Genomic DNA, 15,197 nt, shown 5'->3' on the forward strand with positions numbered 1-15,197 from the left:
TGCTCCTGGCGGCCTCGTTCGCGCTCGCCGGGTACGCGGGGGTGCGGCTGCTCGCGGACGATTGGTTCGGGGTCGCGCTGTGGTTCGTGGGCGCGGCGGTGGTGCACGATCTCGTGCTGGTGCCGCTGTACGCGGCGGCCGACCGGGCGCTCGTACGGGTATCCGGTGCCACGGGCCACCGGGAGTGGGCCGTGTACGCGCGAGTGCCCGCCCTCTTCTCCGGGCTGCTCCTGCTGGTGTGGTTCCCGCTGATCAGCGGGCGGGTGGCGGACCGCTACGAGTCCGCCACCGCGCTGTCGGCCGAGGGGTTCCTGTCCCGCTGGCTGCTGATCACAGCCCTGCTGTTCGCCGGCTCGGCGCTGCTGCTGGGCTTGCGGACACGGCTGCGCAGGGCGACGAAGGACCGGCCGCTGGCCGTCCACTGACCGGCGGTGCGCCAGCCCAACGGGCGGGCGCACCGCAGCAGCGCCGGGGTGCCGAGCCGGGCCCAGGGGAACGGGGCGTCGTCGGCGCCGCCACCGCCGTGGGTACCGGTGCCGCCGCCGTCCGTACCGGCTCCGCCGCCGTCGGTATCGGCGCCGCCGGTGGCTCCCACGAGCCGGACCTCCACCCGTTCGTCCACGTCCGCCGCGACCGTCTCGGTGATCAACAGGCCGCCGGGAAGCAGCAGTTCGCCGAGCCGGCCGAGCAGGGCGTAGGGATCTCCGCCGATGCCGAGATTGCCGTCGAGGAGCAGGACGGTGCCCCAGCGGCCCTCGCCGGGCAGCGGGGCGAAGACCGAGCGCCGCAGGGCCTGTCCGCCGAGCCGGACGGTGTGGGCGACGGCGGCCTCGCTGACGTCGATGCCGAGGACGGGCCGGCCCCGGGCGGCGAGTTCCACGACCAGCCGTCCCGGCCCGCACCCCACATCCAGTACGGCACCCTCGCACCGCGCGAGGACCTCCCGGTCGACGCTGTCGGCGCGGCCGCACCACCGCTCGACCTCCAGCGGCAGCAGCCATCCGTCACCGCGGCGCAGGAAGAGCGGACCGCGACCGGTGCGCAGAGCGTCGGCATACGGACCCATGCCCCAGGCCCGACCCCCGGCCGCGCTCCCGTACCGGGTCTCGCTCCCGTCCCGGGTACCGGTCTCGCCTCGGGTCTCGCTCCCGTCCCGGGTACCGGTCTCGCCTCGGGTCTCGCTCCCGTCCCGGGTCTCGCTCCTGTCCCGGGTCCCGGTCTCGCCTCGGGTCTCGCTCCTGTCCCGGGTCCCGGTCTCGCCTCGGGTCTCGCTCCTGTCCCGGGTCCCGGTCTCGCCTCGGGTCTCGCTCCCGTTCCGGGTCCCGGTCTCGCCTCGGGTCCCGATCCCGTCCCGGGCCCCGCTCCCGCCCCGGGCCCCGGTCTCGCCTCGGGTCCCGATCCCGTTCCGGGTCCCGGTCTCGCCTCGGGTCCCGATCCCGTTCCGGGTCCCGCTCCCGCCTCGGGTCCCGATCCCGTCCCGGGCCCCGCTCCCGCCCCCGGCCTCGACCTCGTCCCGGGCCCCGACCTCGGCCCCGATCTCCCGCCGGGCGGTGGTCATCGGCTGCCGACCGTCCGCAGTCGGGCCAGCTCGGCGGCGAACCGGCCGTACGGTGCCGTCGCGGCGACCGCCTCCGCGTCCGCGGCCGTGTCGACGTCACGCAACCGCGGCAGGTCACGCACCCGCAGTCCGGCGGCGACCAGCCGGTGGCGCTGTACGGCGCCGGTGGCGGGCGTCGACATGGGAACCCCGCGCAGCAGGCCGGGATCCGGTTCGGCCAGCCCCAGCGCCCAGAAGCCGCCGTCCTCGGCCGGACCGAAGTACGCGTCGCAGTCGGCGAAGTCCACGGTCAGCAGCTCCGGGGTGACCTGCGGGGTGTCCATGCCGATGAGCAGCGCCGGGCCGTCACAGCCGGCGAAGGCCGCCGCGAGCCGTTCGTCCAGCCCGCCCGCGCACTGCGGTACGACGTCGATGCCGGGCGGCAGCCAGGGGCCGGCCTCCCCGGCGAGCACCAGGACACGGCGGCGCGCGGGCGTCGCGGCCACGGCACGCAGGGTGTCCACCAGGGCCGCCTCGGCGAGCGCCGCCGCCTCCTCGGGAGCGAAGGGCGGGGTGAGCCGGGTCTTCACCCGCCCCGGCGCCGGCTCCTTGGCGATGACGAGGAGCGTGGTCGTCGGGTCGGGACGGGTGGTCGTCGGGACGGGAGGAGTGGTCATGGGGTCGGGAGGGGTGGTCGTCGGGACGGGACGGGTGGTCATCGGCGGTTTCCTTCCGCCGGGACGGGCGTGGGCGGTTCGTTCAGGACGCGCCGCATGTCCCGTACCGCCTGCCAGGTGCCCCGCCAGGTGCCGGTGACCTTGGAGGCTCCGGTGCGAGGCAGATACGGCACGTCGTGCTCGGTGACGCGCCAGCCCGCGTCGGCGGCGCGCACCACCATCTGCAGCGGATAGCCGCTGCGCCGGTCGGTCAGCCCGAGGGCGAGGAGCGGTTCGCGGCGGGCGGCGCGCAGCGGGCCGAGGTCGCGCAGGCGCAGTCCGGTGCGGTGGCGCAGCATCCGGGCGAGCGCCAGATTGCCCGCCCGCGCGTGCGCGGGCCACGCCCCGTGGCTCCGCGGGCGGCGTCTGCCGAGCACCAGGTCGGCCCGCCCGTCCGCCACTTCGCGGACGAAGGGGACGAGCAGCGACGGGTCGAGCGAGGCGTCGCAGTCGCAGAAGCACACGATGTCGGCCGTGGCGGCGGTCAGACCGGCGTGGCAGGCGGCGCCGAAACCCCGGCGCGGCTCGTGGACCACGGTGGCCCCCAGTTCGCGGGCCAGTTCCGCCGAGCCGTCGGTGGAGCCGTTGTCCACGACCAGGGCGCGCCAGCCCTGCGGGATCCGGGCCAGCACCCAGGGCAGGGCCCCGGCCTCGTCGAGACACGGCAGCACGACATCGACATCGGCATCGGCATCGGCATCGAGGTCGGGTGAGGTGGGAGAGGTCGTCACGGCTTTCACCCTACGAGCACGAAAAGGACGTATCGGACGTCCGCTCCTTACGAAACGCGGACGTCCGTGCCCGTGCGAGCCGGTGGAAGCCCGCCGGTGGCCGGGCGGTGCGAGGCTGGGCGCATGGAGCAGCAGTCACATGAGCCGGGGACGGTACGGCGGTCACCCGGGCCGGGGGCCGTCGGCGCGGCCCGCGTCCTCGTCGTCGACGACGACCCCACGGTCGCCGAGGTCGTCGCCGGCTACCTCGACCGGGCCGGGTACACGGTGGACCGCGTCGGCGACGGCCCGGCCGCGCTCGCCCGCGCCGCCACGCACCGGCCGGACCTGGTGGTGCTGGACTTGATGCTGCCCGGCATGGACGGCCTGGAGGTGTGCCGCCGACTGCGCGGGCGGGGGCCGGTACCGGTCATCATGCTCACCGCCCGGGGCGACGAGGACGACCGTATCCTCGGCCTGGAGGTGGGGGCCGACGACTACGTCACCAAGCCCTTCAGCCCCCGGGAGCTGGTCCTGCGGGTGGAGTCCGTCCTGCGGCGCACCCGGCCCGGCGCGGGCGCGCGGCCCCTGAGCGCGGCCGGTCTCGCCATCGACCCGGCCGCCCGCCGCGCCACCCGGAACGGCGCCGAACTCGCCCTGACCCTCCGCGAGTTCGACCTCCTCGCCTTCTTCCTGCGGCACCCGGGACGGGCGTACAGCCGCGAGGACCTGATGCGCGAGGTGTGGGGCTGGGACTTCGGCGACCTCTCCACGGTCACCGTCCACGTCCGCCGACTGCGCGGCAAGATCGAGGACGACCCTGCGCGCCCCCGGCTGATCCAGACGGTATGGGGCGTCGGCTACCGCTTCGACCCGACGCGCGCTGACGCCGACGCCCGTACCGACGCCGACGCCGACGCCCGTATCGACGCCGACGCCGACCTCGACGCCGACGCCGACGCCGACGCCGACGCCGACGCCGAAGGCGACGCTCGTACCGAGGCCGACGCCCGTACCGACGCTGACGCCAATGCCCGTACTGGGGCCGAAGCCCAGACCCATACCGGCGCCGACGCCCGTATCGACGCCGACCCCGACCCCGACGCCGACGCCGACGCCGAAGCCGAAGCCGAAGGCGACGCTCGTCCCAAGGCCGACGCCCACACCGACGCTGTCACCGACGCCCGTACCGACGCCGAAGGCCAAACCCACCCCGCCCCCGACCCCCACCCCGCCCCCGCCCCCCATACCCACGCCGACGCCGACGCCCGTACCCACACCGCCCGCCGGACGGACTGACGATGCGCGACACCCTCCTCATCGCCCTGTACGCCTTCCTCGGCGCCGTGGCGGCCGGACTGTTGGGCGCGCTCGCGCTGTGGCCGCTGCGCCGCCGCTCGCTCACCGCGTCGCTGACCGTCGTGGCCGCCGTCGCCGTGACCGCCATGCTCACGGGCACCCTCGCCGTGGCCTGGGCGATGTTCCTCTCCCCGCACGACCTGACCGTCGTCACCACGGTCGTGGCCATGGCCGCCGTCGTCTCCCTGATCACCGCGCTGCTGCTCGGCCGCTGGGTCGTCGCCCGCAGCCGGGCCCTCCAACTCGCCGCCCGTTCCTTCGGCGACGGCGGGGACTTCGCCGCCCCCGACGGCCCGGCCACCGCGGAACTCGCCGCGCTCAGTGCCGAGTTGGCCACCACCAGCGCCAAACTCGCCGCATCGCGGGAACGCGAGCGCGCGCTGGAGTCCTCCCGCCGCGAACTCGTCGCCTGGATCTCGCACGACCTGCGCACCCCGCTCGCCGGACTGCGCGCCATGGCCGAGGCGCTGGAGGACGGCGTGGCCGCCGACCCCGACCGCTATCTGCGGCAGATCCGCACCGAGGTGGAGCGCCTCAACGACATGGTCGGCGACCTGTTCGAACTCTCCCGCATCCACGCGGGGGCCCTCGCCCTCACCCGTTCCCGGATCTCGCTGTACGACCTGGTCGGCGACGCGATGGCGGGCGCCGACCCGCTCGCCCGTGAGCACGAGGTGAGACTGGTCGGCGACCGCATCGAGCCGGTGCCGGTCGAGGTGGACGGCAGGGAGATGAGCCGGGTGCTCGGCAACCTCCTGGTGAACGCGATCCGCCGTACCCCCGCGGACGGCACGGTCGCCGTCGCCGCCGGACGCTCGCCCGAGGGCGTCGTCGTGTCCGTGACGGACGGCTGCGGCGGCATCCCCGAGGCGGACCTGCCCCGTGTCTTCGACACCGGCTGGCGCGGCACCCACGCCCGCACACCCCCGGCCGGCGCGGGCCTGGGCCTCGCCATCGTCCGGGGCATCGTGGAGGCGCACGAAGGCTCCGCGACCGTACGCAACATCCCCGGCGGCTGCCGTTTCGAGGTGGTGCTGCCCGCCACCGCTTCCTGATCACGGGCAGCACCACCGGTCCCATGGGGGGCGCCCCGTACCGGGCCTACGGGCCCCGACCCCGCACCGGGGCCACGCGTCCCGTACGGATCCACGCGCCCCGTACGGATCTACGCGCCCCGCATCCCGGAACGCGCGAACTCCCGCATCCCCTCCGCGAAGCCGACATCCGGTTTCCAGCCCAGCTCGGCCCGCAGCCGCGACGAGTCGGCGGTGATGTGCCGGACGTCCCCCAGCCGGTACTCCCCGGTGACGACCGGCTCGGGCCCGCCGTACGCGGCGGCCAGCGCCCGCGCCATCTCCCCGACGGTGTGCGGCTCACCGCTCCCGGTGTTGTACGCGGTCAGCGCGCCCCGGGCCGAACCCGCCTCCAGCACCGCCACGTTGGCCGCCGCCACATCCCGTACGTGCACGAAGTCGCGCCGCTGACGACCGTCCTCGAACACCCGCGGGCTCTCCCCTCGCGCGAGCGCCGAGCGGAAGAAGGAGGCGACACCGGCGTACGGGGTGTCCTTGGGCATCCGCGGCCCGTACACGTTGTGGTAGCGCAGCGAGACGGCCACCCCGTCCGTCGCCCGGGCCCAGGCCGCCGCCAGATGCTCCTGGGCGAGCTTGGTCGTCGCGTACACATTGCGCGGGTCGACCGGAGCGTCCTCGCCCACCGGCCCCGGTGCCAGTTCCGCGCCGCACTCCGGGCACAGCGGCTCGAAGCGGCCGGCGTCGAGTTCGGTGACGGCCCGGGGACCCGGCCGGACCACCCCGTGCCGCCCGCAGACGTACCGGCCCTCCCCGTAGACGACCATCGACCCGGCCAGTACGAGCCGCCGCACGCCGACGTCCGCCATCACGGACAACAGCACCGCCGTCCCCAGGTCGTTGCGGGAGACGTACTCCGCCGCGTCGGCGAAGCCCGTGCCGAGGCCGACCATGGCCGCCTGATGGCACACGGCGTCGACTCCGGCGAGGGCACGGCGGACCGCTTCCCCGTCCCGCACGTCCGCGCGCGCGTCCTCCCGCACGTCGAACACGACGGGCTCGTGCCCACGCGCCGCCAGCGCCTCGACGACATGGGACCCGATGAACCCGGCACCGCCGGTGACCAGTACACGCATGAGCCCACGCTAGGGCGGCGCACCCACGACTTCCCCCGGCCACACCAGGCACGTCACGGTTCCGTAAGACGCCGGCCCCGCCGCCGGGACGTAAGGATTTCGTCATCGCCCGCCCTGGGCCGGGCCGATCGCTCTCCTCGTTGAATGGAGTGACGGCATGGACCGACGGAGCGAGAAGAGGGACGGCATGGGGCATGTACGGAGAGGCCCTTCGGCCATCGGGCCGCTCGCGGCGGTGGCGGTGGCGGCGGCGGTGGTGGCGGCGGTCGTGGGAGCGGGCGCCGGGCTGTACTGGTTCCAGCCGTGGAAGCTCTGGCAGGACGAGACGGTGACGGAGTCACTGCCCGGCACCGTCGTGGAAGCCTCCCGCACTCCCGGACCGGATCCCGGACCGTCGACGCTGGCCACCGCTGAGCTGATCAGCCACGAGCACACGACATCGGGCACGGTGAGGCTCGTACGGCTCGCCGACGGCACCCATGTGCTCCGCCTGGAGCGGCTGGACACCAGCAACGGCCCGGATCTGCGCGTGTGGCTGACCGACGCCCCGGTGAGGGAGGGACGGGCCGGCTGGCACGTCTTCGACGACGGCGAGCACATCAGCCTCGGCAAGCTCAAGGGCAACAAGGGAAACCAGAACTACCCCCTGCCCGAGGACATCGATCCCTCCCACTACACCAGCGTCACCATCTGGTGCGACCGCTTCGACGTCTCTTTCGCCGCCGCCGAACTCACCGCCACCTGACCACCACGGACGGCACGGACGGCACGGTGCACCACACCGGGCAGCGCCCCCGCCGCCATCGGCTCCGTCGACATCCCCTTCCCACCCCCGTCTCGTCCCCGTCCCCACCTCGACCACGAGCACACCCAAGGGACTCCAGCGCAAAAGGGCGCAACTGCCCGACCGCCCCCAACTCCCAGTCGCGTATCTCTGGGATGCCGGTGCGCTGGCGGTGCAGGGCTGCAACGCCACCTGCCGGGTACCCGCTGCCGCATGCTGGCCATCGTGTATCGGTCCTACGACGCATCGACCACCGTTTGGGCGTTCGTGCTGTCGCTTCTGGTCGTGCTGGTCGTGGGCTGGTACGTCTGGCGTCGCAGATAGGTGTGACCACCGCATCAAGAGCTCGATCACCCTGCGGCGCGGCCTTGCGAAGCACCGTTCGTCGGTCGCTCGCCGCTCCGACTACGGCCGCTGCCGTCCGTCATCGGTCACCGCCGTTGCTGCCAGACGTCGATGTCCGGTTTGCGTCGCGCGCGAAATGCTCAGCAATCTCGACAGCCCACGCGCCGCCGTCCCGACCCCGGCCGGGGACGTCGTCGACACCATCGGCGCCGGAGACTCCTTCCCAGCAGGCATGTTCCGCACTCGATCACCTCGGCGGCCGGCTCGGCACGCTGTCCTCGAAGACGTAACCGACGTCTGCACCTTCGCGGCCCGCGTCGCCACTCTGACGTGCTCCGTCCCCGGCGCGAACACGCCTCATGCAGAACGCGTCGCGGTCCACGGCGTCTCGAACGCTCCCCCCTGGGATGGGCCCGTCTGGCCGCCGCCGCCCGCCGATCCGAGCGATGCCCGGAGTCACAGTGATGCGAGGTACTCCTCTCCCGTTTCGGTGATCCGCATGGCGTTGCCGATCATCGAGCGGTTGGCGTATCCCTGTCGACTCAGGCCCATGAAGTGGCCGTACATGTCCCGGGTCGGGAGCCCCTCTCCCAGCTTGTCGGTGAGCCATGCGGCTTCCGGACCCTGTAGGGCGTCGACGCCGAGTTGCTTGGCCAGCTTGAGGGCCCAGAGGAGCTTGTCCCGCTTCAGTTTCACCTTGTGGTAGGGAATCACCCCGTCCAGAGTCGTGGGTACGTGGTCAAGGCTGGAGAAGGGCTCCGGTGCTGAGACCGGGCGTGGTGCTCTCCGCGCGGATCCTCTCGACGACGAAGCGGCGCTGTCCGGCTTGCGACCGCGCTTGCCACGAAGGGCGTCGAAGCGATCTTCGAACACACCCTGGGCGGCCTGTGACAGATAGAACTCGCCCTTGGTCTGCCCTTCGTGAATCCAGCCCGCATGCACGGCTTTGTCGAACTCGCGGGTGAAGTGGGACGGAACACGATCCCGTGCGCGCTGGAAAAGCCTGCGGATGTCACCTTGTGTAAACGTCTCGTGCCCTTCCGCCTCAAGGAGGTATGCGGCAAAGGCTGTCATTCTTTCCGGAATGGTTCTCGCGCCGGAGAGTTCCAGGGCCTGACGGGGCCCCTCGATGTGCTTCCGCGGGGGAGCACTCTCACGCGCCGGGAGCTCGGGGGGAGCTTCTTCCGAGTCCAGGGCGGGTGGAGGGGGAAGTGCCACCGGCTCGGGGCGCGAAGGCGGGAGATCGGGCTCGGGAGAAGCCTGCAGAAGACTGATCACGCGAGCTCCTTGGGCCACGCTGATGTCCTGCTGGAACTCAATGCGCCCCGACAGGACCAAACGCACTTCTTGTATCAAATCGCTCATATAGGAACGGTAACTCTTCCAGTGCGCTGGGCAAAGAGTGGGCGGAGAGCTCGCCTCTCGTGGACTTCAGGGTCGACCCTGGTCCGTCTGCTGACGTCGGGCTCGGGGGAAGTCGGGCCCACCGCAGACGGGCTGCTGATGGCGTGACCTCGCAAGGTTCGCGTGCCCGTCGACTCCGCAGTCGTAGGCCCACGCCCCGCTCCGAACGGTTCGGCGGCAACGGCCGCCGCACCCACCCCGCCCGATCGCCCGTCCGCCCGTCGGCGTCGCCCTCCTCCGGACCCGCCGGACCCGCCCGTCCGGCGGCCCCCGAGCCGTCGGGGCCGCCCGACGCGCCCGCGCCCAGCGACTCCGCCTCCCTCGCGGGGCGGTCGGCGGGGGAGGGCCGGGAGCGGCCCGGCCGACCGGCCGACCCCTCCGGCTCGCCGTGCTCCACGAGCCCGGTGGAGCCCGCTCGTACTAAAACGGCAACAGAGGAGGAGTCCGCGGAGGAGCCGGACGAGGGGGTCGAGGTGGTACCCGAGACGGACGCCCCGGCCCGCCGAGAGCTCGCCCGCGGAGCTGCCGGCGGCCGCTCACCGGACCGGCACCGAGGCCCCCTCGACCTCTCCGACCGGCGGATTCCCGTGCTCGCACCGGGCGGGGGGCTGGCTCTGGTGGGCCTCGGCATCGGCTTCCTCGGGGTGCGGATGCGCCGCCGTTGAGCGGCTGGCGGCGGCCCGGGTCCCCCTTGAGTCGGACCTCCGGGGTCCGCCTCAGGACGCTTGCCCACGCGGACTTACTCGGTATACATACTCGGTATGTCCATCCGTCACGGGCTTCTCGCCCTCCTCGAACGCGGCCCGCGCTACGGCTCACAGCTCCGTACGGAGTTCGAGTCCCGCACCGGCTCCACCTGGCCGCTCAACGTGGGTCAGGTCTACACGACGCTCAGCCGGCTCGAACGCGACGGCATGGTCGTGCAGAACGGCGAGGACGAGGCCGGCCACCCGCTCTACACGATCACCGACAGCGGTCGCGTCGAACTGCGCAGCTGGTTCGAGAACCCCGTCGACCGCACCAGCCCGGCCCGTGACGAGCTGGCCATCAAGCTGGCCATGGCCGTCGGGGCGCCCGGGGTCGACATCCGTGATGTCATCCAGTCCCAGCGCCGGCACACCCTGAAGGCCATGCAGGACTACACCCGGCTGAAGGCGCAGGCCCTCGCCGCCGTGGAGAAGAACGGGGCCCGGGAGCGGGACGACATCGCCTGGCTCCTCGTCCTGGAGCAGCTGATCTTCCAGACCGAGGCCGAGGCGCGCTGGCTCGACCACTGCGAGTCCCGGCTGATCCGTCTCTCGTCGACCGCCCCGGCGGCGGGGCCGCCGGAGCCGGCCTCCCCGGGGGCGGTAGCGGGAGCGGCGGGGATGGGAGCGCGGGCGGGGGCCGGGGCCGGGGCCGGGGCAGAGGAGGCCGCACGCCACCGCCCGTGACGTCCGCCCGTGACGACCGCCCTGCACGACCGGCCCTGAGCACCCGAACGACCGGATCCACAGGGCCGACCGGATCCACAGGGCCGACCGGATCCACAGGGCCGACCGGATCCACAGGGCCGACCGAGTCCGCCGGGCTCACCCGAACCACCCGACCCACCGGGTCCACGCGCCCCGACGGGTCCACCCGACCCACCGGCTCCACCCGACCCACCCATAGCACCTGAAGACTCCGAACCACCCGACCAGACCCATACCGTACGCACGGCGCTGCCAACGACCGTCCGTCGCACAGACGTCCGGCCGTTCGCCGGCGTACGCCCGAGGGGGAACCATGTCCACACAGCAGCAGCCCGCGCTGAGTCTGCGGAACCTGACCCGCGTCCACGGCTCCGGCGCCACCGAGGTACACGCCCTGCGCGGCATCGACCTCGACGTCCACCCCGGTGAACTCGTCGCCGTCATGGGCCCGTCGGGCTCCGGCAAGTCCACCCTGCTCACCATCGCCGGCGGCCTCGACACCCCCACCTCCGGGCAGGTCTTCGTCGAGGGCACCGACATCACCGCCCTCGGCATCAAGGGGCTCGCCGCCCTGCGCCGCCGCAGCATCGGCTACGTCTTCCAGGACTACAACCTCATCCCGGCCCTCACCGCCGCCGAGAACGTGGCCCTGCCCCGCGAACTGGACGGCATATCGGCCCGCAAGGCCCGTACCGAGGCCCTCGCCGCCCTCGCCGAGATGGACCTCGGCCATCTCGCCGACCGGTTCCCCGACGAGATGTCCGGCGGCCAGCAGCAGCGCGTGGCCATCGCCCGCGCCCTCGTCGGCGACCGCCGACTCGTCCTCGCCGACGAGCCCACCGGCGCCCTCGACTCCGAGACCGGCGAGTCCGTGCTGGCCCTGCTGCGCTCCCGCTGCGACGCCGGAGCCGCCGGCATCATGGTCACCCACGAGCCGCGGTTCGCCGCCTGGGCCGACCGGGTCGTCTTCCTGCGGGACGGCGCCGTCGTCGACCAGACCGTACGCAGCGACGCCGACTCGCTCCTGACCGGCCGGGCGGCCCAGCGGTGACGACCTGGTTCCACTCCTGGCGGGCCGCGGTCCGCATCGCCCGCCGTGACGCCTGGCGCTACAAGGGCCGCAGCTTCCTCGTCCTCGCCATGATCGCGCTGCCGATCCTGGGCGTGAGCGCCCTGGACCTGACCCTGCGCAGCGCCGAACTCACCCCCGCGCAGCGGATGGAGCGCACCCTGGGTGCCGCCGACGCTCGCTTCTCCGATGCCCAAGTGGCCGGCGTGGCCATCCTGCAGGACCCCGAGGGCGAGCAGCACACCCCGGCCGGGGACTACGACTCGCCGGGCAAGTCCTGGCCGGACGGCCCGACCGATGTCACCAAGAGCATTCCGGCCGGTTCGACGGTACTGACCGACAGCAGGGGCAGCGCCAAGCTGACGACCAGGCACGGTCTGCTCCAGGCCGAGGTCCGTGAGCTGGCCGCCGTCGATCCCGTCGCCCGGGGCATCATGCGACTGCAGGAGGGCCGCTTCCCCGAGAAGAACGACGAGATCGCCGCGACCACCCGGTTCCTGGAGAGCAGCGGGCTGTCCGTCGGCTCCACCCTCACCGCCCGCGGCTTCGACCGCACCTATGTGATCAGCGGCTCGTACGAGCTGCCCAGCGACCTCACGGCACAGCAGGTCAACGCCCTGCCGGGGGCCTTCCTCGCGCCGTACGCCAAGGCGGTCGAGAAGGCCGGACTGCCGAAGCCCGAGGACTCCACCACCTACCTGGTGAAGAAGTCCGGTGGTTTCACGTGGAACACGGTCCAGGCGATCAACACCAAGGGCGTCCTGGTCACCTCCCGGGCCGTGGCCCTCGACCCGCCCGCCGACTCCGAGGTGCCGCTCTACCAGAAGGAAGGCTGGGCCGACTACGAGAGCGGCGGGAGCACCGACGCCGCCGCACTCGCCGCCGTGGGCACGGTCGTCGGCCTGGCGATGCTGGAGATCTGCCTGCTCGCCGGTCCCGCCTTCGCCGTCGGTGCCCGCCGTTCCCGCCGCCAGCTGGGCCTGGTCGGCGCCAACGGCGGTGCCCGCAGCCACATCCGGGCCATCGTGCTGAGCGGCGGCCTCGTCATCGGCTTCGCGGCGGCCCTGGTCGGCATGGTCCTCGCCCTGATCCTTACCTTCGCCCTCCGGCCACTCCTAGAGGACTACATGGGGCAGCGGTTCGGCGGCTTCACCGTCAGACCGCTGGAACTGCTCGCCATCGCCGCGCTCGCCGTCCTCACCGGCCTGCTCTCCGCGATCGTCCCGGCCGTCACCGCCTCCCGGCAGACCGTCCTGGCCTCCCTCACCGGCCGTCGCGGCGTGCGCCGCAGCAACCGCGTGCTGCCGTTGATCGGCTTCGGCGCCGTCCTGCTCGGCGCGGCCATCGCCCTGTACGGCTCGGTCGTCTCCGACCAGTTCGTCCTGGTCGCGGGTGGCTCGGCCATCGCCGAGCTGGGTGTGGTCGCCATGACGCCCGCCCTGGTCGGCCTGTTCGGCCGGGCCAGCCGCTGGCTGCCGCTCTCGCCGCGCCTCGCCCTGCGGGACGCCGTCCGCAACCGGGGCCGTACGGCACCCGCTGTCGCCGCCGTCCTGGCCGCCGTCGCGGGCACCGTCGCCGTCTCGACGTACGCCGCGAGCAGCGACGCCCAGAGTCAGGCCGAGTACCGGGCCAGCCTGCCGTACGGGGCCGTCGCCGCGCTCGTCCCCGAGGAGGGCGGCCGGGACGTTCCCGAGGTCCGCGACGCCGTGCAGCGGACGCTGCCCGTCGACGTCCGCGCCGACGTGTTCCGCATCGCCGTCGGCAAGCCCGGCTGCGCCCCGTATGACGAGGGCGAGGGCTGTGGCCGCTTCGAGATCGTCACCCCGCCGGCCAACGAGTGCCCGCTGTGGGCCAGCACCCCCGACGGCTCCGACCCCGCGGAGAAGTACAGCAAGGAGCAGCGGCGCGCGCTCGCCAAGGACTGGCGCTGCCTCTCGCCCGACGGCAACGGCGTCTACGTCGACGGCGGTCTCCTCATCGCCGACGCCCCGCTCCTGAAGCTCCTCGGCATCGACGACCCGGGCGCGGCCAAGGCCCTCGCCGACGGAAAGCTCGTCAGCTTCCACAAGCCCCAGGTCGACAGGAACGGCGCCGTCGGCATCAAGCTGATCGCCGACCCGAAGGCCGCCGACCGCGCCGCCGCGCAGAACAAGCCGGTCCCGGGCGAGCTGAAGTCCTTCCCCGCCTACCAGGTGCCGGGCTCGCCCGACGCCTACGGAGTGCAGAGCGTGCTCAGCCCCGCCGCCGCCAAGGCCGCCGGACTGACCACCGTCCCCCTCGGCGCCTTCTTCAGCACCGACCGGATCCCCAGCACCGAGGAGCGGCAGAAGCTCGACGCCGAGATCGCCAAGCTCGGCAGCAACGTCGAGCTGACCGTGGAGCAGGGCTGGGTCGACGAGAACGGGCTCGTCCTGCTCGCGCTGACCGTCTTCGCCGGCCTGGTCACCATCGGTGCGGCCGGCATCGCCACCGGTCTCGCCCAGGCCGACGCGGAGGCCGATCTCAAGACGCTCGCAGCGGTCGGAGCCCCGCCCCGGGTGCGCCGCACGCTCAGCGGCTTCCAGTGCGGTGTGGTCGCCGCGATGGGTGTGGTCCTCGGCTCGGCGGCCGGTGTCCTGCCCGCGGTCGGGCTGCGGCTCACCGAGGAGCGCGAGCAGCTGCGCTCCTACCAGGAGGCTCTCGACAACGGCTGGGGCGGCGCCGGTGACGCCCCGCCGTACGTGCCGATCGTCGTCCCCTGGGAGACGCTCGCCGCCCTCCTGGTGGTCGTGCCCCTCGGCGCCGCCCTGCTGGCCGCACTGGTGACCCGCTCACGCGGGGCACTGGCCCGCCGCGCCGCACACTGATCCTCCGTCGCCGGACCCCGCCCCTGGACGAGGGCGAATCACCCCTCGTCCAGGTCGCTGACCGGGGGGTTTCTCTCTGGAGCGGGTGACGAGAATCGAACTCGCGCTCTCAGCTTGGGAAGCGACGGCGCTTGGGCACCCATGCGGCTTCTGACCTGCATAGATTCGTCATGCCAGAGCAAGCGTGAGTGCTTGGTGGCACCCCTGCCGACCGTGGTTGTCCGCCCTGAAGGCCACGCTATGGGCACGGCTCTGGTCTGCAAGATCAAAAATGCCGGTCTGCGCCGCGCGCCTCGATCCCTATGACGGTGGCAGGTGTGCGAAGCAGTGCGCGCGGCGCGATGCGGCGGTTGCGGTGCGAGTTGCCGTGAGTCGATCCTCGCGAACGCGGAGCGAGTCCCAGCCGTCCGACACGAGCAGCGTGGTGAATGAGGACCAGACCAGGAAGGGCCGCTTGAAGCGGAGAGGAAGCTCCCTCTCCTGGCCCGCCACTTGCGCTTGCACAGCGTTCACCCTCCGAAGGGACATCTGCACGGTGATCTTCGGGCCGATGGCTTCCTTGAAGGTGGACGTACAGTCTCGTCACTCCCATCGGTGCACCTCTTGGCCCCGGTCCGGTCGGCGAAGTCCGCGAGCGGGAACGGGCTGTCCGCCGTCTCTGGTGCGCTCTGACGGACGTGGCAACTCGGCTTCCCGCACGGCGACTTGTGGGGTTCGCGCGACAGCACGGCACGAACTCACCCATCGGCCCCGGTGAGTTCGCCGACTCTGTGGTCACGGGCTGGGCACTCCTCGGACGTGACCTG

Annotated in this window: 11 protein-coding genes and 2 pseudogenes; 8 read left to right on the top strand and 5 right to left on the bottom strand. The window is 73.0% G+C overall.

Translation table 11 applies throughout. The features are described from left to right. Positions 1-274: 274 nt before the first annotated feature. The 3 genes from ACZ7MG_RS12945 to ACZ7MG_RS12955 all read right to left on the bottom strand — a co-directional run bounded on the left by ACZ7MG_RS12945 (position 275) and on the right by ACZ7MG_RS12955 (position 2,993). Positions 275-1,066, bottom strand: coding sequence for a class I SAM-dependent methyltransferase (locus ACZ7MG_RS12945; RefSeq protein ID WP_471381862.1), 792 nt, complete (start codon positions 1,064-1,066; stop codon positions 275-277). A gap of 488 nt (positions 1,067-1,554) precedes the next feature. Further along, positions 1,555-2,214, bottom strand: coding sequence for a TIGR04282 family arsenosugar biosynthesis glycosyltransferase (locus ACZ7MG_RS12950; RefSeq protein ID WP_471382933.1), 660 nt, complete (start codon positions 2,212-2,214; stop codon positions 1,555-1,557). 38 nt (positions 2,215-2,252) lie between these two features. Further along, positions 2,253-2,993, bottom strand: a complete 741-nt coding sequence (locus ACZ7MG_RS12955) for a glycosyltransferase family 2 protein (RefSeq protein ID WP_471381860.1) — start codon at positions 2,991-2,993, stop codon at positions 2,253-2,255. A gap of 114 nt (positions 2,994-3,107) precedes the next feature. Between ACZ7MG_RS12955 and ACZ7MG_RS12960 the strand changes: the two are divergent. Further along, positions 3,108-3,845 (top strand): annotated as a pseudogene (locus ACZ7MG_RS12960) (response regulator transcription factor); the annotation flags it as partial. A gap of 419 nt (positions 3,846-4,264) precedes the next feature. Further along, entirely contained in the window at positions 4,265-5,377 is a 1,113-nt protein-coding gene (locus tag ACZ7MG_RS12965; RefSeq protein ID WP_471381859.1) for a sensor histidine kinase, read from the top strand. Between the two features lie 110 nt (positions 5,378-5,487). Here ACZ7MG_RS12965 and ACZ7MG_RS12970 read toward each other — a convergent pair whose 3' ends face one another. Then, complete coding sequence (locus ACZ7MG_RS12970) at positions 5,488-6,489, bottom strand: NAD-dependent epimerase/dehydratase family protein (protein WP_471381856.1); 1,002 nt, start codon at positions 6,487-6,489, stop codon at positions 5,488-5,490. A gap of 187 nt (positions 6,490-6,676) precedes the next feature. Here ACZ7MG_RS12970 and ACZ7MG_RS12975 point away from each other — a divergent pair, with 187 nt between their 5' ends. Both ACZ7MG_RS12975 and ACZ7MG_RS12980 read left to right on the top strand, forming a co-directional pair. Next, positions 6,677-7,234 (top strand): DM13 domain-containing protein, encoded by a 558-nt coding sequence (locus tag ACZ7MG_RS12975; RefSeq protein ID WP_471382931.1) that lies wholly within the window; start codon positions 6,677-6,679, stop codon positions 7,232-7,234. Between the two features lie 520 nt (positions 7,235-7,754). Next, positions 7,755-7,964 (top strand): annotated as a pseudogene (locus ACZ7MG_RS12980) (PfkB family carbohydrate kinase); the annotation flags it as partial. 110 nt (positions 7,965-8,074) lie between these two features. Here ACZ7MG_RS12980 and ACZ7MG_RS12985 read toward each other — a convergent pair. Next, positions 8,075-8,983, bottom strand: coding sequence for a hypothetical protein (locus ACZ7MG_RS12985; RefSeq protein ID WP_471383005.1), 909 nt, complete (start codon positions 8,981-8,983; stop codon positions 8,075-8,077). 512 nt (positions 8,984-9,495) lie between these two features. Here ACZ7MG_RS12985 and ACZ7MG_RS12990 point away from each other — a divergent pair. From ACZ7MG_RS12990 to ACZ7MG_RS13005, 4 genes are all read left to right on the top strand, one after another. Beyond that, complete coding sequence (locus ACZ7MG_RS12990; RefSeq protein WP_471381854.1) at positions 9,496-9,687, top strand: hypothetical protein; 192 nt, start codon at positions 9,496-9,498, stop codon at positions 9,685-9,687. Positions 9,688-9,783: 96 nt separating this feature from the next. Next, positions 9,784-10,455, top strand: coding sequence for a PadR family transcriptional regulator (locus tag ACZ7MG_RS12995; RefSeq protein ID WP_471381851.1), 672 nt, complete (start codon positions 9,784-9,786; stop codon positions 10,453-10,455). A 334-nt stretch (positions 10,456-10,789) separates the two neighbouring features. Next, on the top strand, positions 10,790-11,527 hold the full coding sequence (locus ACZ7MG_RS13000; RefSeq protein WP_093791308.1) for an ABC transporter ATP-binding protein: 738 nt from the start codon (positions 10,790-10,792) through the stop codon (positions 11,525-11,527). After that, positions 11,524-14,391 carry an ABC transporter permease family protein gene (locus ACZ7MG_RS13005; RefSeq protein ID WP_471381848.1) on the top strand — a complete coding sequence of 956 codons (2,868 nt, stop codon included), beginning with the start codon at positions 11,524-11,526 and terminating at the stop codon, positions 14,389-14,391. The genes ACZ7MG_RS13000 and ACZ7MG_RS13005 overlap by 4 nt, the downstream gene beginning before the upstream one ends. Positions 14,392-15,197: the final 806 nt, after the last annotated feature.

It is taken from the genome of Streptomyces sp. NPDC107538 (genome assembly GCF_055657445.1).

Excerpts from the sequence above, each read along its gene's own strand:
- ACZ7MG_RS12945 (WP_471381862.1), bottom strand. The coding sequence starts at position 1,066 with ATGGGTCCGTATGCCGACGCTCTGCGCACCGGTCGCGGTCCGCTCTTC.
- ACZ7MG_RS12950 (WP_471382933.1), bottom strand. The coding sequence starts at position 2,214 with ATGACCACTCCTCCCGTCCCGACGACCACCCGTCCCGACCCGACGACC.
- ACZ7MG_RS12965 (WP_471381859.1), top strand. The coding sequence starts at position 4,265 with ATGCGCGACACCCTCCTCATCGCCCTGTACGCCTTCCTCGGCGCCGTG.
- ACZ7MG_RS12970 (WP_471381856.1), bottom strand. The coding sequence starts at position 6,489 with ATGCGTGTACTGGTCACCGGCGGTGCCGGGTTCATCGGGTCCCATGTC.
- ACZ7MG_RS12975 (WP_471382931.1), top strand. The coding sequence starts at position 6,677 with ATGGGGCATGTACGGAGAGGCCCTTCGGCCATCGGGCCGCTCGCGGCG.
- ACZ7MG_RS12985 (WP_471383005.1), bottom strand. The coding sequence starts at position 8,983 with ATGAGCGATTTGATACAAGAAGTGCGTTTGGTCCTGTCGGGGCGCATT.
- ACZ7MG_RS12995 (WP_471381851.1), top strand. The coding sequence starts at position 9,784 with ATGTCCATCCGTCACGGGCTTCTCGCCCTCCTCGAACGCGGCCCGCGC.
- ACZ7MG_RS13000 (WP_093791308.1), top strand. The coding sequence starts at position 10,790 with ATGTCCACACAGCAGCAGCCCGCGCTGAGTCTGCGGAACCTGACCCGC.